This window comes from Pseudomonas sp. TSO6 (genome assembly GCF_056098905.1).
In genome coordinates, this window is the sequence record NZ_JBLZWV010000042.1 from 110435 (window position 1) to 132238 (window position 21804).

Sequence of the window (21804 nt, forward strand, 5' to 3'; positions counted from 1 at the left end):
CACTGTCAGCACGATTGAGCATAGCCCAAAGCCGCTTTGGCAGGGCCAGGCAGCCCTTGATCTGAGCGCAGGTCAACGCACATCGATCGCTGGCCCCTTGGGGCCGACTTCCATCGCGTGAATCGTCATATCCAGCATCAGCCCTCTGCGTGCAGCGCGCTGAGCATCACGAATGGCATCCGCCTGGTCGATCATGGCCCCTTCGGTCAGCGCTTCGTCGTCAAGCACGGTTTCAAGCTGCCTTCTGAACGGCAGGTCGACCGCAGCGAATTGCTCAGGATGGGAACGTTCCAGGTGCGCCTGCCAGAATTCACGGTCAACCATGGAGCGGGCAATCTCTTCCGGCGTTTCTGCATCCCGCACCGCAGCCTCTGCTTCTGCAAGGTCCGCATCCAGGACGCCCGAGATCGCAAGAAAGCTCATTTCGCCCACCTGCAATGGCAGGTCGAGACGCTCCCTCAGCCCGATCCTGAAAGCCAACCCCACCTCGCTTCCTTCCAGCGTCCTGCCATGCTGTAACGCCCATCGGGTAGCGAACATGTCGACTGCATCCTGGCGCCATAAACGTCTGCCCAGGTCTAGCAAAGCGCGTTCGCTTCCTCCCTTGGCCGCGTGCTCAACCTGCCAAACCAGCAAATTCAGTTCAAGGTTGCTCAAGCACCAGGTTGCACCATCCTGGCACCCCCACTCATCATTGGCCACGGACAGCAAGTTCTGCCGCAGCTCCGGCGTAATGGCCATCGCTTGTAATACCCCCATTACCCGATTGCCCAGTGCACGCGGATTGACACGAAAGTCTTCGGACAGCAACAACTGGCGAAGCACACGGAAAAAACGCTCGGCGTCCTGTCCTACATCCAGCGAGTCCCAGGCAGAAAGCATCAAGCCGCGATGCTCCGGGGCCACGGCATCCCCCCAGACTTCACGCGCGTGCTGCAGCCGCAGAAGCACTTGCTCCTCGTCGTGGGCAGGATCGTCGCTACTCAACGAAGCCTGCAAGCGTAACGTCTGGGCCTCGCCCAAAGGGTTCGCATTCAAGCGAAACCGCCGCCGATGCCACAGGGGCAACTGGTAGAAACCCTCTGGAATGTGCCTGATCCGGTTATCCCGCAAGTCGACGGATACCAACTGATCGTTGTCGAACACGCCCAGTGGAAACTGCGAGATCTGTGTGGCGCGCAAGCTGAGCCAACGCAATTCAGCCAAACCCGCCAACGTGAACCGGCTCCCCAGAGGGTTATGGGAAAGGTCGAGAGACTGCAGGCTCGTGCAACTGGCCAATGTGGCGGTTTGTGCAGTGTTCAGGACGATGCGGTTGTTGGTCAGGCTCAGATGCCGCAGCTGCGCTATCTGTAGCAACGGCTGCGGAAGGCGCGTCAACAGGTTCCCTCCCAGATCGAGGGTTTGCAGGTTAGGGAAAGCCAGCAATAAGCTGCTTGGCACCTCCAGTAGGTCAAGGTGCAACAGAGACAGGCTGGTAACGCCCCTGAAGCTGACCTGCACGGGAATGTTGGGCAAGCCGCCCGGTCTGAAATTACAGAACATGACGTGGAGGTTTTCCTGGGCATTGATTTGCAGTTCCCCCACACCCACCGACCGCCTCCAGCAATTGAACAACGTCTGGCGTAAAGCCTCTCGATCTTCCCTGACATCGCCCTGCGCTCGTGCCACCCAGGTATTCAGTGTGATGCGGAGCACCGCAAACTCATTGCGAAGGTCAGCCAGTACTTGTTCAATCTGATGCCCGGAACGCCTGGCGTCATCGACGAAGGTCTCGACCTGCTCATCACTCAACCACGGAAAGAGATCGCGCAGCGTGGCCCTCAGGGCACGCCCCCTTGATGCAAAACCACCTACTCCGCCGCCCCCCAGTGGGTAGCCAATACGTCCATCGGCCAAGCGCATCGGCCCTCGAACAGCACCCGGGCGTACCGCGCCAAGCAAACGACTGATCTCATCACGATGGCGTACCGCTTCGCGCCCCAGTATCACCCTGAGGTTGTGCGAGAATGGATCACCGATCCCCATCGCCTCCCGTTGTACATCGGTATAGGCTGGCGCCATGACGTCGAACAACTCACCTGCCTCACCACACGCCCTGCCGTGGCTGTCATGCAGCTGAAAGGAACCCTCCAGGTGCACCAGGTCGAACGCCCCCTGCCCTTGCTCGGTCTGCGCCAGCATCGGCCCGCCCAGCCAACCTTCGTACACCCGCCAGCACACCCCTCGCTCGCCCCCAGGCAGATACCGCAACAAGCCCACGACTACCCGTGCCAGGTCTGCATGCTGCGGCGTATCAAGGTACAACGCCTCAAATACCCGAGCCTGGCGGGTAGCCAGCACACTGCCCCTTGCCGCCTCGGCCAACCCCAGTGCAACCCTGCCGCTGGATAGCAACCGTGTGCGGTCAACGCTGGTGGCAGCCTGTACCAATGCTTGCGCACCGCGCACGCTCAGCCCAGGGAAGACCCGGCGCAACGCTGCGCTGCCAAGGGTGTCGTCGGGCTGCAAGGCTTCGAAAAGGTGCTGCAGCAATGTTCGCCGCTGCGCCCATGCCAACGTAGCCAGCGCCTGATCTGTCAGGCCACTCGCGCCTGGCAAGTGCCGAGCGTGATCGAGCACTGTTGCATCTTCTACCGGCTCGCCGCTGCGCAGACGGCCAATCATGCTGCGGATGCGTTGATCAAGCCTGACCCGCTCCACACTGTCGATCATCCCGGGGCTCGGTGCCTGGGCGTGTACATGCAGGCCACGCACGTCATCGCCATCAAGACCATGGAACAGCAGAACCTGATCGATCTGTTCGTCATTCAGCCCATTGAAGGGTTCACCCAAACGCCGAAACATGCGGTATTTGTCGGTCCACCGGGCCGGTTGCTCGCTCCACAACCGCCAGGCACCTGCGCCATTGTGGCGCAGCAACGGCCCGTGGCCGTCGACCGGATACAACTGCCATTGATCATCACCCGCCTCTGCCACGCGATAGTGATGCCCGTCCATTTCGATCCAGGCCAGCCCATCCTGACGCCGAATACCCAAGGCGTCCAGGCTCGAGGCTGCAACGGGTGCCTGGCTTTGAAACGGGGTCACGTCTTGTTGCCAGAGTTTCTCAGTGCCATCCTCCAGCCGAGCCGGCACCAGGTCATCGACCTGCGCAGAGCGCGCCCAAACCCGTCGAGCGACACCAACCCCGGCTACCGTGGTCGCCAGCACGGCAAGGTCTGTCGCCACGTGGGTCAAATGGTCGAGCGCCTCCTGACGATCGCCTTCCTGCCAGGCCTCGGCGCCATGGTAGACCTCAGCCAGTAGTTCGCAGGCCGTCACGGCCAGCAGCGCCAGGCCAAGCCCAGGCAGGAAGAAACTGGCCAGGTTGAGCAGCGCCCATCCTTCGGCTTCAAGGCGCAGGTCATGCTGGCGCTGAACCTCACGATCCAGTCTGGCCACAGGGACCGCTATCATCGCCGCATCTTCCTTGATCTGGTGGATACGTGCCTGTGCCAGGCTGATGAACAATGGCTGCGGGTAAGCCTGCAAGTGCGGTTCGAGATCGCGAAAAGCCCAGCCCGGCAGGCCATCGAAGCGCTCCGCGACCTGGGCGAAAAAAGCCTGGCTGTCGCGCCGCAGCACGAAGCGGCTGAAAAAACGCCGGTAAGCCTTGTCTCGCAAGCGACGGCCCAGTTCGCGGTTCAGTTTGTCGATGCTCTCGAACGCGCGCCAGGGCGAAAAAGGGTCTCCAGGCACGTAAAGCAACACCCGACGCGTCGTGTTGAACAGGACGCCCTGCTCGACCACTACGAACACTGTCACCTGCTCAATCCGGCAACCCAGCAATTTCAGTTGCCTGGCCTGCACAAGGTCGCCCGCCAAGCGCGGCAGCTCGCCCTTCTCGCACACAGCCACCATCAGATTGAGTTCGCTGGCATCCAGCGTTCCCTCCTGCCTGGCTTTGTAGGCGTCCACAAGCATGGTGTAGCGCGTGGCATCTACAAGCTGTGATACCAGGCGCTCGGCACTGCCAGTGGGCGAGAGGACGGCATCCAGATGACGTTGATAGCGCTCACCCAGGTCCAGCTCACGACACAGTCCGGCAAATTCGATGCTCGTAGGGAGTTTGACCGTGCCATGGCGTGGAAGCAGCAGGCGGTTACCGCGCGGCTGACCACCTTCCTGCGCCTGCGCGGCCGTGAAGTTGCGCAATGCTACTTCGAGCAGCGGCTTTTCTTCATACACCACGTCAGTCAGGTGCGCGCCTACCGGCTGACTGTTGATCACAGGCTCCCGGCGGCCCTCCAGAAACCTGAGCAAGTACGGGTTACGGCCAAGCCCGTAACGCTCGTCAAGGGCCTTCCCCAAGGCTGATGCGACGAAACTGTCGAGGCCCTCGATACCTCGCAGCACCGCCTTCACGTGCTCACAGCAGCGAAGGCTGTTTGCCAATGCCTTGCCGATCTCAGGCAGTTGCTCAGCCGGTGCATGACGCAACCAGGGCGGCAGGCGCCTGCCGATGATGCCGTCCTGGAAAGTATCGATGGCGGCCTGCGCATCTGACGGCACAGTGGTGTCCATGGCTGGGGGCCTCTTCATGAAAAGAAGCCAGACTAAGTCGCCTGCCCCGCGCCAGGCGCTATATAACTAATGCCTGCGGCCAAACAACCGGCCACCCGCTAGTTGAGCAGACGTGGCGCTGCATTCCTGTCCAGCGCTTCCAGGGTCAACTGCAGCAACATCGCATGCTCCCGTTGCTGATTGCTGATCTGTAGCCGTGCGATCTCCTCTTGCCGGTTACCCGACGCCATCAACCGTTCCAATTCATCGTGTATGCGTTGCGGCACTTGCAAGCGCGCAGGGAACATCTTGCGCAGGTAGTCCTGCCAGAACCACTGCTCCGACAGAAAATGCGCAACACCTTCCGGGGTCTGTCTGGCCAGGACGATGTCACGGGCCAAGCGCACGTCTTGCTCGGTCAGGGCCGGAATACCTGCATAGAGCATTGCATCTGGCTGAGCGGGTAAATCCAAAGACTTGCGCAAGGTGATCCGGTATGCCAAGGCGAACTCGATCGACTCATTGCCCGCCCCCACCCGCTGGGCATGTTCAGCGGCTATCTGGTCGAGCAACGCCAACCGCCACAAGCGACCACCGAGCCATAGCAAGGCCCGCTCAGGTTGCCGGGCAAACTCGCCACGTCGCGCACGCCATATCATCACTCGCAGTTCCAGGTCAGCGAACCTAGCGGTGGCGTTATCCTGGCAATCGGTCGCCGCAGCGTGCTCGAACAGCTCATTCTTGAGGGCATCGTCCTCAGTCATAGCCTGGAACATTTCGAACACGCGGGCTGCCAGCGCGGACGCAGTCGAGGAAAACCTGAAGGCACCCGATGCTGTCAGCACCGACAGGGTGTTGAAGAACTCAGCCGATTGCTCCTCGGCCTCGAGATGGACCCACAGCGCAGCCATTTCATCGCGACGCTCGTCTGGCAACACATCCAGAAAGCGCAGCCGGTAAGGCACGCGACTCGCCTCAAGCCAATGCCAGGTAGAAAGCCCATCATGCGCAGCCGCCAGTAGATTGCCGGAAAGCTCGACCCTGCCCGAGCGCCACAGCTGCGACAGATGAAAACCATCGGGCAGCTCGGAAATACGGTTGCCGCTGAGGTTCAGGGTGTGCAGTGCTGGCGCGTCCATCAGCCCGTAGGGGAACACGGGCATCTGGGTGTTCGACAGGTGCAGGGCATTGAGCTCGCTCATTGCGAGCACGGAAAATGCCCTGCGCAATGGGTTGTCCGATAGGTTCAGGTACACCAGGGAACGGCAATCCGCCAGGATCAACGCCTGGCTTTGGTCGAGAACGATCTGGTTACCCGACAGGTCGAGCACTTCCAGCCTTTGCACAAGCATCAGCGGCAAAGGCAAACGCCTGAGTCGGCAATTGGTGATTTCCAGGTTGCGCAAGTTGGGAAACGCGCGCAGGAACTCATCCGGAACCCGCTCAACGCGCATCGAGCGCAAGGCCAGGATCGAGACATGGGGAAAGCCCACTTGCACCGGTAGGGCCGGCAGTTGATATAAACCGCTGCCGGTCTGGGTCAGCATGAAGCCTCCGTCTGCCGCTGCCGCTTCCCCTTGCAGTTCCGGGACAAGGCAGCGCCAGCAGTCGATCAGCCCCTTTTTGAACTCACGCCGGGCGGCCAGTTCCGGTGTCGGGAAGGCACTGCGTACCCACTTGCTCAAGTGACTCTTGAGCAGTCTGTACTGCTGCTCCAGCATTTGTAACCTGGCTTGCGCGTTGCCTGACTCCAGCCAGCGGCCGATCTGCTCGTCGCTGAAGGCTGGGTACAGGTCTCGCAGCCGGGCCTGAAGCGCCCTCGGCCTGGACAACTCCAGCGCCGCCCAGAGCCTACCGCCAGCCATGGGATAGCCAACCCGGCCATCAGCAAGACGTTGCGGCGCAAGAAACGAGCCGCTCGGCCGCTCCAGCCTGAGCAGGTTCACCACGGCTTGGCGTTGGTCGATAGCAACGTTTGCCAGCGCCTGGCGCAGTGCGGGCACGAACGGCTGGCCTTGGCCGATGGCCGCTTGCGATGCGTCGTCATAGGCCGCGGCCAGGGTCTGGAACAACTCGCCCGCCTCACCGGCAGGCGTGTGCGCCTGGGTACGCAGGCGGAACAACCCATGCCGGTGAAACAGGTCAAACGTGTGCCCCGATCCCTCGATCATCAGTAACGGTTCGCTGGCATCGCCGTCAAACAGTCGCCACCCCCGCCCGCCAGCCCCCGGCACGTGCACCAGCAGATTCAGCACGACCCGCGCCAGGTCGAGGTTCTGCGGGGTGTCGAAGCTCAGCGCCTCGTACACCCGTGCCATGCGAATCCGCGCAACCTGCAACCTCGCCGCCTCGGCCATCAATAACGGCACGCGCCCCGTCTCACGCAGAAGCTGCAGGTCATCCTCGCTGGCATCGCGCAGCACCTCATTCGCCGCCAAGCGGTGCAGACTGGCAAAATCCCCACGCAGTGGGCGGCCAGTTTCGGTGTCGGGATTCTGCTCCTCGTACAACGTCTGCAGCAGCTTTCGTCGCCCGGCCCAAGCCACATCGGCCAACGCTGCCCCGTCCTTGCCAGCCGCCTGTGGGAGGCTCATGACCCGCTCCAGTAGCTGTGGGTCGGCGGTGGCCGCCCCCTCGCGCAACCGGTTGACCAACGTACCTATCCTGCCAGCGAGCAGCACGCGCTCGACGGTGTCGGCCAGCACTGCCTCCGGCGGTCGGCCATACACATGCCATGCTCGCAAATGCTCGTCATCGAGGCCATGGATCGCCAGCGACTGGTCGATCTGCGCGTCATCGAGGTCGCTGAATGGCCTGCCCAGGCGGCGGAACAACTGGCGAGTGTCGTCCCACTCGGCAGGTTGCTCGCACCACAGCCGCCACGCACCGGCACCATTGTGGCGTAGCGGCGGCGCATAGCCCTGATAAGGCAGCAGTTGCCAGTGCTCATCCTCGTTGCGCCAAGTTATCTCATACCAGTGGCCATCCATGCTGATCCAGCGCCGCTCGCCCAGGCGGTGCATACCCTCCGTATCCGGCACCGCTGTGTCCGGCGGGCTTTCGCGGCGATAGGGCCGCAGATCCGCGTTCCACAGTTTTTCCTCACCGTTTTCCAGCTGCGCCGGCACCAGTTTGTCCACCTCGCTCCAGGCGCGTCGCGCCGTAGCGACTACGGCAACGGTCGCACCTATAGCCAGCAACCCTTTGCCTACATTGAGCAGATGCGCCAGCGCTGCATTGCGCTCGTTCTCCTGCCAGTCCCCGACGGCCTGGAACGTCTGTTCAAGCAGCTCCCAGGCCATCACCCCCAGCAACACCGCGCCAATGCCCGGAACGAAGAACCCTGCAACGCCCACCAGGGTCCAGCCTTCAGCGCGCAGACGGCGGCCATGCTCGGCCTGGACCTCGCGATCGAGCATGGCCACGGGCGGGGCGATGATCGCAGCATCGTCCTTGATCTGGGCAATCCAATCGCCAGCAAGCTGTTCGAACAGCGGCAAGCGATAGGCAGAAGTCTGCTCATCGAGGTCCCTGGTTGCCCAGATGGCCACGTCATCGAGCCGTTCGCTGACGGCCGAGAAGAATCGCTGGCTATCGCGACGGCGCACGAAGCGATTGAAGAAACGCCGGTAGTCATCTTCGCGCAGGCGTTTGCCAAGCACCCGGCGGGCATAATCTTCCAGGTCGCTACGCACGCTCCAGGGGCCTTGCGGGTCACCCGGCACGTAAACCAATACGCGCTTGCTGGTGTTGTACAACAAACCTTCGTCGATCACATCCAGCACTACGATCTGCTGCAGACGGCAGCCGAACAGTTCCAGTTGCCGAACCCTGACCGGCTTTCCTTCAAGCTTGCCGAGCACATCGTGAAGGCAAAGCTCCACTACCCACTGCAGCTGGCCTGCGCTCAACACACCTTGCGCCCTGGCCTGAAGGGCGTCCACCAACATGCTGTAGCGTTGCCGTCGCGCCAACAACGCTCTGATTCCGGGCTGGAGAACGGCGTCCAGATGCGCCTGGTATTTCTGGCCAAGATCCAGCGTTCGGCACAACGTGGCGAAGCCCGGTGCAGAAAGCTCGCTACGCTTGGCGCCGCCCTCATCGACCAGGCAATTGCCACGCGGCTGCTCGCGCGCCTGCTGTGCGGTGAAATTGCCTAAAGCGGCCTCGAACAGAGGGATATCGTAGTAGTCGGTGCCAGGCACCGGAACTCGGCTGGTCACATAATTGATCGTGGGCGAGGTGAAGGTGTACCACTGGCGAAAATACAGCTGATCAAGGTCGAGGTCGCCGCGGGCACTGAGCGCTTGCTGCAGCAAGGGCCGGGTAAAATCATCCAGGTTGCGCAGCCTCGCCAACGCTGCCGACAAGCCTTCGCGGCAGGCCAGCAACGCTGGCAGCGCCTCGCTCAAGTACTGGTATTCGGCCCTGCCCAACTGCGCTATCCAGGCTGGCAGCCGCTGCGCGATGTACTGGTCCTGGCCTGCTTGCACGATGGCAAGGGTATCGACCGTATTCGATGGTTGGTTTGCATTGCCCTGCATATCTGCCTCCGCGATGACGTGGAGGCGCGAGTTTGCACAGTGTTGCGTCGGACCGACGCCTAGCTATCTACCACCCGTTCAGAACAGCAGCAATTGCTGGTCGGTAAGGCGCGTGAAGTCATCGCCGACAAAAGGCAGGATGGCATCTGCCACCGGTTGAAGCTGACGGCTGATGTAGTGATCGTAGTCGATCGGTGCCTGCAGGTTTTCCAGCGGCTCAGGGCCGGCGGTGGTGATCACGTAACTGATCCAGCCCCCACGCTGGTACTGCAGAGGGCGTCCCAGACGTTTGTTGTACTCGTCGGCAAGGCGTGCGGCACGCACATGCGGCGGCACGTTGCGCTGGTAATCGGCCAGCGGGCGACGCAGGCGCTTGCGATAAACCAGCAGTTCGTCCTGCTCGCCGGCCAACGTTCGCCGCACGTACTCGCGGACATAATCTCGGTAGGGCTCGCTGCGGAACACACGGCCGTAGAGTTCCTGCTGGAACTGCCGGGCCAGCGGTGACCAGTCGGTGCGCACCGATTCCAGGCCCTTGTAAACCATTTCTTGCGAACCGTCGGCCCGCTGCACCAGGCCGGCATAGCGCTTTTTACTGCCTTCATCGGTACCGCGGATGGTGGGCATCAGGAAGCGTCGGTAATGCACCTCGAACTGCAGTTCGAGGGCGCTCTGCAGGTTCATGGTCTCGTGCAGATGGGCTTGCCACCATTGGTTGACCTTTGCCACCAGCTCGCGGCCGATGCGCGCCGCGTCCTCCTCGGCGTGGGCCCCCTTGAGCCAGACAAAGGTGGAGTCGGTATCACCGTAGATCACATCGTAGCCACACGCCTCGATCAGGGACCTGGTCTGGCGCATGATCTGGTGGCCGCGCATGGTGATCGACGACGCCAGGCGCGGGTCGAAGAAACGGCAACCGCTGGAACCCAGCACGCCATAGAAGGCATTCATGATGATTTTCAAAGCCTGCGACAGCGGCGCATTGCCCTCGCGCTTGGCTGCTTCCCTGCCCTGCCACACCCGTTCGACGATGGCTGGCAGGCAGTGCTGTGTGCGTGAAAAACGCCCACCGCGAAAACCCTCGACCGAATGTGCGTCGTCAGGCAGACGCAGGCCTTCAATCAGCCCGACAGGGTCGATGAGAAAGGTACGGATGATCGACGGGTACAGGCTCTTGTAGTCCAGCACCAGCACCGAATCGTAAAGCCCCGGCCGCGAATCCATGACAAAACCGCCGGGGCTGGCTTCGTCAGGGCGGCTGCCAAGGCTGGGCGCGACAAACCCAAGACGGTGCATCTGTGGAATGTACAAGTGACAGAACGCAGCTACCGACCCACCGCTGCGGTCCACGGCCAGCCCCGTCACCGACGCACGCTCGAGCAGGAAGTCGAGCAGCCGGGTATGGGCGAAAATGCGCGTGACCAGTTCGCAGTCCTTCAGGTTGTAGTGCGCCAGGGCCGGTTTGTCTTCGGCGAAGCGGCGGTTGATCTCGTCCATGCGTTGGTACGGCGTGTCGATGGCCTTGCCTTCGCCCAGCAGGGTCTGGGCGACGTTCTCCAGGCTGAACGAGGGAAAACTCCAGGTAGCCGAACGCAACGCCTCGATGCCATCGATCAGCAAACGCCCCGGCGCATCGGCAAAAACGTGGCCACCACCGGCATGGCTGCGCAGGGTCATGGCCGCACCGTTGCGCCCCAGCGTCAGTGGCACCTGCAACGACTTGGCATGCTCATGCAGCAGGCGCAGGTCGAACTGCACCAGGTTCCAGCCAATGATCGCGTCCGGGTCATGCCTGGCCATCCACTGGTTGAGCCGGGTAATCAAAGCGGCGCGATCGGCGCAATACTCCAGGTCGAAGTCAAGCTCGGCGGCATCGCCGTTGGCCGGGCCGAGCATGTACACCTGGCGCTGGCCACAGCCCTCCAGCGCGATACTGTACAGCTCGCCACGCTCGCTGGTCTCGATGTCCAGCGACACCAGGCGCAGCGGCGGGCGATAACCGGGCGAGGGTTTGAGCTGGGCATCGCCGAGGACGCCCTGGGCATCGGGTTGGCCGGTGAACTGCACCGGGGCAGTGATGAACCGCTCCATCAGGTAGCGTTCGGGTGGGCGGATATCCGCTTCGAACACCTCGACACCCGCCGTACGCAGGCGTTGCTCCAACTGCATCAGTTGCCGGTGCTGCCGGCAGTACAACCCCAGCACCGGGCGCTGGTCGAAGTCTTTGAGGGCCAGTGGCCGCAGCTCGACGCCGGGCTCGTTGGCCAGCAACACCCGCGCATGCGCCTCATGCGTCTGCGCAATGAACGCCACCGAGACCTGTGGCGCCAGGCGTAGCTGCCGTGGCCCCTGATCGGTTGCCAGCCAGAACTCCACGCAGGTGCCTTCGGGCGTGTCATGCCAATGACGGGTCAGCACAAAACCCTGCTGCAACTCCACTGCGTCGACCTCTGCTGAAAAACGCAATTCTACGCTAGCGGGCCCCCGCCACGAAGCCACTTCTGCGCGCCGCCCAGGTCAGCAACAAGGCCACCGCGATCAATGCCAACACCACCCCGCCAAAGGCCTCGGTCCCGCCCCCGACGAGCAACGCGCCACCCACGATCCCGCCCAAGGCGATAGCGCTGTTCCACACTGTCACCAGCATCGATTGCGCCACATCCCCGCCCTCGCCCGCCGCATCGGCACAGGCGGTCTGCAGCAGGGTCGGTGCGCCACCGTAGGTCAAGCCCCACAGGGCGATGCTCAGGTACATCAACCACGACGACGCCTGCCCCAATGCCAGCGTGGCCAAGGCAAAACCGGTCAAACTCAGCAACACCAGCTTGCGCAGGTGTCGGTCGACCAGCATCCCCACCAGGCCGATTCCGGCCAGGGCCGAAAGGCCAAACACCATCAGCACCGGGCCAATGTCCGCCGCCATGCCGGCCGCCGCCAGCAGCGGCACAATGTAGGTGTAGAGGATGTTGTGGCCAAGGATCCAGGTCAGGATCACCAGCAGCACGATCAACACCCCCGGCGTGCGCAGCACCTGCATGGCCGCCGGGCGCTTGCCAGCGGCATGCCCCGGGTACTCCGGCACCGAGCGCAGCACCCACACCACCAGCAGCAACGCCACCAGGGTGACCAGCACAAACGTTGCACGCCAGCCCAGCCCAGCGCCCAGCCAGGTGGCAATGGGCAGCCCGAGCGACAACGCAATCGGCTGCCCGAGCATGGCCAACGCCATGGCCCGGCCCTGCAACGGTGCCGGCACCATGCGCCGGGCATGGCCAGCGATCAGGCCCCATGCCAAGCCGGCCGCAGCCCCCGTGAAAAAGCGCAGCACCAGGGTCAGGCTGTTGGAGCCCGACAAGGCCGTCAGCCCGTTGAACAGCACGAAGCCGAGGATCGCCAGCAACAGCGCCCGGCGCCGATACCAGCCTTGGGTCAACGTAACCAACGGGATGGCGGTCAGTAACGAGCCCAAGGCATACGCCGTGACCCATTGCCCGGCCATGGCCTGGCTGATGTGCATGCCGTTGGCGATCTGGTCGAGCAAGCCCGCCGGCAGGGTTTCGCTGAGGATGGCGATAAAGCCAGTCATGGCCAGCGCCAGCAGCCCGCTGACGGGCAGACGCTCGCTGCTGGCGTCCAGCAACGGTGGGGAGGATGTCTGGGACATTGCAATTGCCTTGAGTTGGAAAACAAGGCGGACAGTCTGCAAGCAAGGCCACTGCGGAAAAAGACGGGTACAATGCCGCTCACCCCGGACACCTGTGTCCGCAATCAGGAATGCAGCATGGACAGCCTCAGCGGCTTCGTGGTGTTCAATCGGGTGGCTGAAACCCGCAGTTTCGTCGCCGCAGGCCAATCGCTGGGCATCACTGCCTCGGCCGTGGGCAAACGCGTGGCGCGCCTGGAAAGCCGCCTGGGCGTGCGCCTGTTCCACCGCAGCACACGCAGCATTACCCTCACCGCCGAAGGGATGATGTTCCTCGAGCGCAGCCGACGCATCCTTGCCGAAATAGAGGCCACCGAGCAGGAACTGTCGCAGGCCATCGAAACGCCGCGCGGGCGCCTGCGGGTGAGCATGCCGCAGGTGACCAGACTGGTAATGCCGGCACTGGCCGAGTTCATGGCACTGTACCCACAGGTTGAACTGGACCTGGACTTCTCCGACCGCATGGTGGATATCGTCGGCGAAGGCTTCGATGTGGTGATGCGCGGCGGGCAGCCGGTGGACTCCCGGCTCAGCGCCAAATTCCTGGGGCACTTTCAGCACCGCCTGGTGGCCTCGCCCGAGTACCTGCGCGAACGCGGCACACCCTTGCACCCACGCGACCTGGCGGCGCATACCTGCCTGCATTATCGATTCCCCAGCAACGGCAAACTGGAAACCTGGCCGCTGCGCCAGGAGCATCCCGAGCAAGCCTATGACATCCCCATCTCGATGGTCTGCAACCACGTCGAAACACGCGTCTGCTTTGCCTTGAACCACCGCGGCATTACCTGTCTGCCGGACTTCAACGTGGGTCGTGAATTGGGCAATGGCTCGCTGGTCAGTGTGCTCGACGACTTCATGGAACGGCGCGGCAGCTTCTATCTGCTGTGGCCGTCCGGGCGGCAGATGCCGCCGAAGTTGCGGGTGTTCATCGATTTCATGCTCGAGCGGGTGTTCAACCGTACAGGTAGTTGATGTCCTTGTAGGCCAGTGGTGGAACCTGGCCCAGCAGGAAGTCGCGCAGCTTGTGCATCTGCCGCGCTTTTGGGCTGGCCTTTAGCCAGGTCATGTAGTACCCGTCACCGGTGGCCACTGCGTGCTTGAACGGCGTGGCCAGGCGCCCGGCCTGCAGGTCGGCACTGGCCAGCACCAGGTCGACCACCGAAATACCCAGGCCTTGCTGGGCAGCCGAAATGCCTTGGTCGAGCGTATCGAACACTTGCCCCTGGTCGATGCTGATCTCCAGTGCGCCCATCCGCGCCAGCCAGCGCCGCCAGTCCCGCCGGTCGGGTGACGGGTGCAGGAACTCGCATTGGGCGAGGTCTGCAAGGGCCGGTTGAGCCTGTGGCATGTAGTCGGGCTGGCACACCGGGATAAGCCATTCATCGAACAGCTTGAAACTCTCGATATCAGCGGGAAAACGCCCGCTGGCCAACAGGATGGCGCAGTCGTAGGGCTCGGAATAGAAGTCCACGGTGTCGATATCCATCCACACGCTGGACAGTTGCACACTGCAGTTGTCATCGGCCTTCTTGAACGCATCCAGCGCCCGCAACAGCCAGCGCATGGTGAGCGTTGACGGCGCCTTCAGGCGCAGGCCGTAGCGGTCCTGGCGCAGCAACGCGCAGGCATTTTCGATGATCTTGAAGCCAACCTTCAGCTCTTGCGACAGCAGGCGCCCGTGCTCGGTCAGGCTCAGTTTCGGGCCACGCCGCTCGAACAGGTCGCAGCCAAACAGGGCTTCCAGGGTCTTGATGTGATGGCTGACCGCCCCCTGGGTCAGGGCCAGTTCTTCCGCCGCACGGGTAAAAGAGCCATAGCGAGAGGCCACCTCGAAGGCACGCAGGGCGTGCAAGGCCTGAATCCGTTCCGACATGGCGACGTCCCGAGCATGAACAAGACTAATAGTAGGTCATAGTTCCACGCGTTTTACAACGTCGAGAGCGTCTCGGAAAATGCAGGTAAATAATAAACATAACCAAGATCCTGCCTGCATATGACTGGAACGTTCACTTAATCAACGCCTGGGGAAATCATGTTTACGGGATATGGAAATTGCTATCGCCTGGATGCGCTAGAGCAGGCCGTTGAACATGGATGCAATACGCAACACTGGACCTTCAAAACCATAGAACACTTTCGCAGTATCCTCGCCAACCCCGAATTCCCTTGCCTGTTCGGCCGCAAGGCGGTAAATGGCGAAACCTGCCACATCCTCTTCGCCCGCGCCGAGCAACTGGCCGATGACATCGCCCAGGGCCTGGCTGACTACGTGGGTACCGTCGCCCCGATCACACCCAAGCAGCGCATCGGCAGCCCACTGGTGGTGTTTCTCGAAACCGCCGCCGATTACACCCTGGCCGAACAGCAGGCGCTGGCCTGGAAGGTGCTGCGTGGCGTGCATGCGCGCGACCCGCACCCCTGGCCGCAGGGCATGCCCACCGACCCCGACGACAACGGCTGGTCGTTCTGCTATGCCGGCATGCCCTTGTTCATCAACATGAACTTCCCCGGCCACCAGCAGATGAAAAGCCGCAACCTGGGGCATCACATCACCTTCGTCATCAATCCACGGGCGAACTTCGACGAAGTGGCCAACGCCAACACCGAGAGTGGCAAACGCATCCGCGAGCGCATTCGCGAGCGCGTGCACCACTACAACGACGGTGTAATGCCCGACACCCTTGGCTTTTTCGGCGACACCGACAACTACGAATGGAAGCAATACCAACTGCAGGAGGCAGGTTCGCTCAACCCGTCACGCTGCCCGTTCCACGCACATGCCGCACACCCTGCGACACCCGACTTACTGATCGAGAACTGACCGTGAATACCGCACTCACCTTCACCTATGCCCTCACCGTCCTGCTGCTCATCGCCACCCCCGGCCCGGTGGTGGCGCTGATCGTCAACACTGCGGCTGCCTCCGGCTCGCGCAAGGCCATGTTCACCGCCGTTGGCACCAACTGGGCCTCACTGGTGCTGATCGGCGCCGCAGCCTGGATCATCCTCACCAGCGCCGCCATCGACAAGGCATGGCTCAGCACCATGAGCCTGCTAGGCTGCCTGTTCATCGGCTACATCGCCGTGGGCACGCTGAGGGACGCCCTGCAGGCGCCGGCCCCGGAGGCGGCGAGCGAGGCGCCCAAGGCCGCGCGTGGCGGGCTGCTGCAAGGCTTCATGGTGGGTATTTCCAACCCCAAGGACATCATCTTCTTCATCGCCTTCTTCCCACAGTTCATCCAGATCACCGAGTCGTTCGGCAAAAGCATGGTGGTGTTGTCGCTGCTGTGGGTGGCCATCGATTTCGCCGTGCTCAGCCTGTACATCTTCGCCATCGGCAAAATCGCCTCGCAGCGCAGCAACCGCGTGATCAGCCTGGCTTCGGGCGTTGCCCTGCTGCTGATCGCCGCCGGCGGCCTGCTGTACAACCTTAACGAACTGGCGGCCTGACCCTGATGCGAAGTGCCCGTTGCAACAGAAGGAAAGACCATGACAGCGACTGATACGGGCCCGCCTCCTTCGCCGCTGCAACAGGACTACCAGCGCTTTCTGCTGCTGGGCAGCCGCCGTGCGCCGCACACTGTGCACGTGCATGAAACCGGCTACCGCTCCGGCACCATCAACACCGATGCCCTTGGCCTGCGCTACAGCCATTGCGCCGGGAAGCGTTTTTCGGCGGCCGAACGCGGCGGCGCTTCACGTATCAACCTGCTGGTCGGCGGCTCCACGGCCTTGGGCATCGGCGCCAGCTCCGACGAACACACGGTGGCCTCGCACCTGTCGGCGCTCACCGGCGAGGTCTGGCTGAGCCTGGCCGGTTGCGGGCTCAATGCCAGCCAGGAGCTGCTGATGTTCCTGACTCACCAGCACCGCCTTGGCCAGCTCGGCCACGTGGTGGTGCTCAGCGGCCTCAACAGCCTGGCCCACGAAGCGCTGAGTGAAGTGCTCGGCAGCCCCAACAACCCACTGCACGCCAAGGCCTACCAGGCTTTTCTCAACAGTTTCAGCGAAGGCCTGCAGCCTGCCGCACCACCCCGCAGGCCGTCACTGTGGCGGCGCATCGGCCAGGCCCTGACCACGCCTGCGGCCCAAGCCCCGGTCATCTGGCCGCTTTCGCCCCCGGAAAAGCGCCTGGCCCGCGCGGCCGACAGCATTGGCCGCACCTTGCGTCAGTGGGACCGGCTGCTGGCAGACAGCCACGCTACCCTCACCTTCATCCTGCAGCCGTTGCTGCCCTGGTGCCGGGACACCCTGCCTGCTGGCGAGCAGGCCATGCTGGCCGCGCTGGAACAACAACCGGCAAACTTCGACCGGCTGCTGGACGGCGCATTCGACAGCCAGTTGCACTCGGCCTTCTTCCGCCGCATCAAAGGCCAGGCCGACCCGGTGCCCTGCTATGACATGAACGGCATGCTCAGCAGCTCGCCAGTGTTCGGCGCCGACCTGTTCATCGACCGGCTGCACCTGAACGACCTGGGCAACAACGCCCTGGCCAAGGTGATTACCGCCAAGCTTGGCCTGGCCCAGGAAAAACACGCTCAACGCAAGGTCACGCCGATCAAGCTCGTCTGACAGTTGTCGACTGGTCTTCCGGCCACCCCCATTGGGTGGCTAGAATAGGCCGTCGTTCCGATTTTCCAGAGGCGTACGCTTGACCGCCATTAACATCGAAGCCGCCCATCCTTGCCTGGCCGCCCACGGGGCTTGCCTGTGAGCCGCATGCGACGCCTGCCCCCGCTGTTGGCCGCCCTGATGCCGCTGGCTGCGCACGCGCTGGAGGTGCGCATCGACCCTCACGCCGACCTGCTCTATCGCCAGGCCTTGCCGCTGCTGGAGCAGGCCGATAACCAGGGCGACGATACCAGTACCCTGCGCACCGCCTTGGGCGGCGATCCCGAGCTTAGCCGCCAGGGCCAGGCCATGGCCCATACGCTGCCGACAGCGGTTGCCTTGTTGAAAAAGTCGGTAGAGCTGGGCCATCCGGTCGCGCAGTACCGCCTGGCGCTGTACTACATGACTTACCTGCCCGCCGCGCAAATTCCGGATGCCGCTTGCCCGTTGCTCGAAGCCAGTCTCAAGCAGGGGTTTGCCGCACCCGCGCCAGCGATCGCCACCTGGTGCCGGCCCTACAATGCCAGCAGCGAATACCGTACCGCGCTGGAGGCCATCCCCAGCATGGCCACCGTGTACGCCCCCTACTACCCTCAACCGACCACCCGCCTGGCCTGCAGCCGCAGCCGGCCAGAAGGCTTGCAAATGTTGTGGGGGCGCCAGCGCGACTACCAGGCCGAGGTGTACCGCCTGCTCGGCGACCTGGACCCACCGCACCGCCTGAGCCTGCTGCAGAAAGCCGTGGACATCAACGGCTGCGTGACGGCGCAACAACACCTGACCCGCCACCCGTGATCCTCTGCCAGACGCGGTCCCTGTCGGGCAACTGTCTCACCCAAACTTTGGATTCCGCGCGATCACTGTAGGAGCAGCCTTGTGCTGCGAAGAGGCCGGTAAGGCTAAAGATTGTTTTCGGCTGCAATGACCTCTTCGCAGCACAAGGCTGCTCCTACAGGGCTTGTGTTTGCCTTGAAATCAAACCCGATCAGCAAGATCGTTCAAGCCATCCCCCGCCCCGTCTGGCATGCTGATCTGCCTCGTACACGCATTGCAGCCATCATGCCCCACATCGCTCGCCAAGCCTTCCTCCACGGCGCCATCGCCATCATGCCGTTGTCCCTGGCCGTCGCCCCCTGGGGCCTGCTGGCCGGCTCCATGGCCATCGAGGCCAACCTCAGTGCCTGGCAGGGGCAAGGGTTATCGGCCATCGTCTTCGCCGGTGCCGCGCAACTGGTCGCCATTGGCATGCTCAAGGGCGGCGCCAACCTGGCCTCGATCCTGCTCACCACCCTGCTGCTGACCTCGCAGCACCTGCTTTATGGCCTGTCGATGCGCCCGGTGCTGTCCAGCCAGCCATTGCGCTGGCGGCTGGGCCTGGGCTTTCTGCTGACCGACGAGTTCTTCGCGTTGACCAGCAAGTACGACCAGCAGCAATTCAACCGCTGGTATGCCCTGGGGGTAGGCCTGACGTTCTACGTCGCCTGGAACCTGTTTACCCTGGCCGGCATCCTGCTGGGCCAGAACATTCCCCACCTCGACCAACTCGGCCTGGACTTTTCCATCGTCGCAACCTTCGTCGCCCTGATCGCGCCGCTGGTGCGCAACCTGGCTACCGTGGTGTGCGTAGCCGTGTCGCTGTTCTGCTCGGTGCTGTTCAGCTACTGGCATTGGGAGGCCGCCTTGGTGGCCGCAGGCCTGCTGGGCATGAGCGCCGGGTTCATCTGCCAGAAATTTGCCGGAGCCCGCGCATGACCTGGATCCTGATTTTCGCCATGGGCGCCATTGTGTTCCTGAACCGCTACGCGTTCCTTGAGCCACGCCTGCCCTTGCGCCTGAGCTCCAATGCCCGGCAGTTCCTCGGCTTTGCCGTGCCCGGTATGCTCACCGCCATCTGCGGCCCGATCATCTTCATGCCCGACCACCAGCTCAACCTGAGCCTGCTCAACCCCTACCTGCTCGGTTCACTGGTGGCCATCGCCCTGGTGCTGTTGACCCGCAGCGTGTTGCTGAGCATGCTGGTGAGCATGTTGATCTTCTTCCTTCTGCGCAGCTGGCTGGCATGACCACGCCCCTGCGCGAGCAGACACACCTCTGGCAGGCGCCGGCCCTGGGCGACGTCGAGATGCTGCACGCGCGTTACTTCCAGCAGCGCTTCGCCCCGCATGTGCACGAAGGCTACGTGTTCACGGTGATCGAATCCGGCGCCCAGCGCTTCTGGCACCGCGGCAGCGAGCACCTGGCGCCGGTCGGCAGCATGGTGCTGATCAACCCCGACGAGCTGCATACCGGCGCCACCGCCCATGAGGCGGGCTGGCGCTATCGCGGCTTCTACCCCGAGCACGAGCGGGTCACCGGTGTACTGGACGAACTGGAACTGGGCCGCCACGGCATGCCCAGCTTCAAGGACAGCGTGATCCACGACCCGGCCCTGGCCATCGCCTTCAGCCAGCTGCATCAGTTGTCCGAAAACGGCGCCAGCGCCCTGCAGCAACAGACCGCGTGGCGCCAGGCGGTGCTGGCCCTGGTGCAACGCCACGGGCAATGCGCCGAACCCTCGGCCCCAGGCCACGAACCACTGGCCGTGGCCCGCGCCCGCGAACTGCTGGAAAGCCAATTGGCCGACCCACCCTCGCTCGAAGCGCTGGCGGCGGCCGTCAACCTGTCACCCTTCCACTTCGCCCGTGTGTTCCGCCAGGCCACCGGCCTGCCGCCGCACGCCTGGCTGAAGCAGCGGCGCCTGGCCCGCGCCCGGGAAATGCTGAAGAGCGGCCTGGCCGCTTCGGAGGTGGCGTTCGACCTTGGTTTTGCTGACCAGAGCCATTTGAGCCGGCAGTTCAAGCAGGCGTATGGGGTTACGCCGGGGGCGTATCGGCAGGCATGCGCTCAATCTGTATTCCCTGCCTGAAGCCCGCAACACAAGCTGGCCCCATGTGCCAACATCGCGCGTCGGGCTATCCACGACTGTCGCCATCCGGGGAATGTTCTTTCAGGCTCCAGCGCACTGGCGCGATGAACAGCATGAACGTCATCCAGATTAAGGTTGCCGGCCCCGCAAGCACAAAGACCAGGCTGGCAATCAGCCCTGAAACGGCGTCACCGATGACGGCAGTGAAGTAGTAGAGGGAAAAATTTCTGCCAACTTCATGCTCGCTCGACAAACACTGGATGTTGGTCACGATAGCGATATCGACAAATGCACCAATGAAGCCGACCAGGAACAACATCAACAGGAACAGCCAGCTGTTGAATTGCAGTGCCACAGCTGCAGCAAAAAACAGTGCACCGTACAGCACCCAGTAACGCACTACCAATCGTGCGGTGGTGCGCGGGTTGAAGCGTGTGTAGAGCACGCCACCCAACACAGTGCCTGCCGCAAGCAGTGAGAATACGTAGCCCACCGCCGCTTCAGAGGCGAAGTGTTCCAGCACTGACGCAGGAAGGATGAAGCGAATCACCGAGGTGGCGAACATCGCACAGAGCGTGGTGCAGCCAATAACAGCAAACAAAGGCGCATTGCTGACCCTGAGCTGACTGACACAGCGCGCCGCATCCCGGACTATGGCGCGCCCATCGAATGCCTGCCGGGCGCCCTGCCTGGCAGGCCCCAGGGTAGCGATGGAAATGGCCGACAACACCAGGCACCCCGCAAAGAACAAAAAGGTTGCTTCGCGAGTCAGCAGTAACACACATGCCGAAAACACCAGCGGCCCGATAATCGAGGCAGCATCCTCGATCACCTGGATACCGCTGTTCACCGAGGCCAGCTGGGCCTTTTCGACAAGGTCCGGAAAGTACGCGCGAAACGCGGGCACATAAAGGCATTCGAGCGCTGTCATCAGCATCGCAAGGCCGACCAGGACGGGCAACACGGGTGAGGACAAGCTGAACAAGGTAAAGAAGGCAAGTGCCAGCAGGCCTTTGGCCGCCTCGACCGCAAATAGTGTTCGTTTCTTGTCTGCGTTATCCGCCAGCCAGCCCCCCAAGGGTGAAAACACCATGCTCGGCAAGTAGCGGAAGAAATAGGCGATGCCAATCAAAAGCAGATCCGCCTCGGTCATGGACACGATTGCCACGGCAAACGCAGCTTCGAAGGCAAATTCACCACATTTGGAAAAGCAATAGCCCAACGCCAGAGAACGTGTTCCGGGGTTACGACTCAACGCCTGCATAATGGCTGTATTCCTGAGCCAGCGGTTTAGGTCGACTGACTTTAGAGTTCATCCACCACCGGGCTCAATGCTGAAGTTGTAACCATAGCGGGCACGGCCAGCGCAGAAAAAATCAGGCTGAGAATATTCCTACACGCGTCAACCAATGCCGAAAGCGGGCCTAGGTCTGCAAAACTGCATGACAGAACTATGCAGCACACCAGATCAAGCAGTTAAGGTTGATACCCCA

The 21804-nt window shown here is 62.6% G+C and carries 14 protein-coding genes; 8 read left to right on the forward strand and 6 right to left on the reverse strand.

What is annotated here, in order from left to right:
- Positions 1-72: 72 nt before the first annotated feature.
- From ACN6NG_RS19170 to ACN6NG_RS19185, 4 genes are all read right to left on the reverse strand, one after another.
- The gene (locus tag ACN6NG_RS19170) at positions 73-4566 is read right to left on the reverse strand and encodes an NEL-type E3 ubiquitin ligase domain-containing protein (protein WP_063427079.1); all 4494 of its coding nucleotides are present in this window, start codon (positions 4564-4566) and stop codon (positions 73-75) included.
- A gap of 98 nt (positions 4567-4664) precedes the next feature.
- On the reverse strand, positions 4665-9089 hold the full coding sequence (locus ACN6NG_RS19175) for an NEL-type E3 ubiquitin ligase domain-containing protein (RefSeq protein WP_474315540.1): 4425 nt from the start codon (positions 9087-9089) through the stop codon (positions 4665-4667).
- A 78-nt stretch (positions 9090-9167) separates the two neighbouring features.
- Positions 9168-11528, reverse strand: a complete 2361-nt coding sequence (locus ACN6NG_RS19180; protein WP_063427083.1) for a DNA polymerase II — start codon at positions 11526-11528, stop codon at positions 9168-9170.
- Positions 11529-11562: 34 nt separating this feature from the next.
- On the reverse strand, positions 11563-12753 hold the full coding sequence (locus tag ACN6NG_RS19185; RefSeq protein WP_063427085.1) for an MFS transporter: 1191 nt from the start codon (positions 12751-12753) through the stop codon (positions 11563-11565).
- 117 nt (positions 12754-12870) lie between these two features.
- Here ACN6NG_RS19185 and ACN6NG_RS19190 point away from each other — a divergent pair, with 117 nt between their 5' ends.
- Entirely contained in the window at positions 12871-13767 is an 897-nt protein-coding gene (locus ACN6NG_RS19190; RefSeq protein WP_063427087.1) for a LysR family transcriptional regulator, read from the forward strand.
- Here ACN6NG_RS19190 and ACN6NG_RS19195 read toward each other — a convergent pair.
- Positions 13748-14668, reverse strand: coding sequence for a LysR substrate-binding domain-containing protein (locus tag ACN6NG_RS19195; RefSeq protein WP_059395121.1), 921 nt, complete (start codon positions 14666-14668; stop codon positions 13748-13750). The two genes, ACN6NG_RS19190 and ACN6NG_RS19195, sit on opposite strands and share 20 nt — an antisense overlap.
- 159 nt (positions 14669-14827) lie before the next feature.
- Between ACN6NG_RS19195 and ACN6NG_RS19200 the strand changes: the two genes are divergently transcribed.
- From ACN6NG_RS19200 to ACN6NG_RS19230, 7 genes are all read left to right on the forward strand, one after another.
- Positions 14828-15616, forward strand: a complete 789-nt coding sequence (locus ACN6NG_RS19200) for a YqcI/YcgG family protein (RefSeq protein WP_063427089.1) — start codon at positions 14828-14830, stop codon at positions 15614-15616.
- A gap of 2 nt (positions 15617-15618) precedes the next feature.
- Positions 15619-16245 (forward strand): LysE family translocator, encoded by a 627-nt coding sequence (locus ACN6NG_RS19205; protein ID WP_016500479.1) that lies wholly within the window; start codon positions 15619-15621, stop codon positions 16243-16245.
- A 39-nt stretch (positions 16246-16284) separates the two neighbouring features.
- Complete coding sequence (locus tag ACN6NG_RS19210; RefSeq protein WP_063427091.1) at positions 16285-17367, forward strand: hypothetical protein; 1083 nt, start codon at positions 16285-16287, stop codon at positions 17365-17367.
- A 147-nt stretch (positions 17368-17514) separates the two neighbouring features.
- Positions 17515-18201 (forward strand): SEL1-like repeat protein, encoded by a 687-nt coding sequence (locus ACN6NG_RS19215; RefSeq protein ID WP_063427092.1) that lies wholly within the window; start codon positions 17515-17517, stop codon positions 18199-18201.
- A 264-nt stretch (positions 18202-18465) separates the two neighbouring features.
- Positions 18466-19158 (forward strand): AzlC family ABC transporter permease, encoded by a 693-nt coding sequence (locus tag ACN6NG_RS19220; RefSeq protein ID WP_049275400.1) that lies wholly within the window; start codon positions 18466-18468, stop codon positions 19156-19158.
- The gene (locus ACN6NG_RS19225; RefSeq protein ID WP_010953340.1) at positions 19155-19469 is read left to right on the forward strand and encodes an AzlD domain-containing protein; all 315 of its coding nucleotides are present in this window, start codon (positions 19155-19157) and stop codon (positions 19467-19469) included. The genes ACN6NG_RS19220 and ACN6NG_RS19225 overlap by 4 nt, the downstream gene beginning before the upstream one ends.
- Positions 19466-20311, forward strand: a complete 846-nt coding sequence (locus tag ACN6NG_RS19230) for an AraC family transcriptional regulator (RefSeq protein ID WP_063427094.1) — start codon at positions 19466-19468, stop codon at positions 20309-20311. Before ACN6NG_RS19225 ends, ACN6NG_RS19230 begins: the two co-directional genes overlap by 4 nt.
- Before the next feature lie 46 nt (positions 20312-20357).
- On the opposite strand, the gene ACN6NG_RS19235 is transcribed toward ACN6NG_RS19230, so the two are convergent.
- Positions 20358-21575 carry an MFS transporter gene (locus ACN6NG_RS19235; protein WP_063427096.1) on the reverse strand — a complete coding sequence of 406 codons (1218 nt, stop codon included), beginning with the start codon at positions 21573-21575 and terminating at the stop codon, positions 20358-20360.
- Positions 21576-21804: the final 229 nt, after the last annotated feature.

Excerpts from the sequence above, each read along its gene's own strand:
- ACN6NG_RS19170 (WP_063427079.1), bottom strand. The coding sequence starts at position 4,566 with ATGGACACCACTGTGCCGTCAGATGCGCAGGCCGCCATCGATACTTTC.
- ACN6NG_RS19175 (WP_474315540.1), bottom strand. The coding sequence starts at position 9,089 with ATGCAGGGCAATGCAAACCAACCATCGAATACGGTCGATACCCTTGCC.
- ACN6NG_RS19185 (WP_063427085.1), bottom strand. The coding sequence starts at position 12,753 with ATGTCCCAGACATCCTCCCCACCGTTGCTGGACGCCAGCAGCGAGCGT.
- ACN6NG_RS19190 (WP_063427087.1), top strand. The coding sequence starts at position 12,871 with ATGGACAGCCTCAGCGGCTTCGTGGTGTTCAATCGGGTGGCTGAAACC.
- ACN6NG_RS19195 (WP_059395121.1), bottom strand. The coding sequence starts at position 14,668 with ATGTCGGAACGGATTCAGGCCTTGCACGCCCTGCGTGCCTTCGAGGTG.
- ACN6NG_RS19200 (WP_063427089.1), top strand. The coding sequence starts at position 14,828 with ATGTTTACGGGATATGGAAATTGCTATCGCCTGGATGCGCTAGAGCAG.
- ACN6NG_RS19210 (WP_063427091.1), top strand. The coding sequence starts at position 16,285 with ATGACAGCGACTGATACGGGCCCGCCTCCTTCGCCGCTGCAACAGGAC.
- ACN6NG_RS19215 (WP_063427092.1), top strand. The coding sequence starts at position 17,515 with ATGCGACGCCTGCCCCCGCTGTTGGCCGCCCTGATGCCGCTGGCTGCG.
- ACN6NG_RS19220 (WP_049275400.1), top strand. The coding sequence starts at position 18,466 with ATGCCCCACATCGCTCGCCAAGCCTTCCTCCACGGCGCCATCGCCATC.
- ACN6NG_RS19225 (WP_010953340.1), top strand. The coding sequence starts at position 19,155 with ATGACCTGGATCCTGATTTTCGCCATGGGCGCCATTGTGTTCCTGAAC.
- ACN6NG_RS19230 (WP_063427094.1), top strand. The coding sequence starts at position 19,466 with ATGACCACGCCCCTGCGCGAGCAGACACACCTCTGGCAGGCGCCGGCC.
- ACN6NG_RS19235 (WP_063427096.1), bottom strand. The coding sequence starts at position 21,575 with ATGCAGGCGTTGAGTCGTAACCCCGGAACACGTTCTCTGGCGTTGGGC.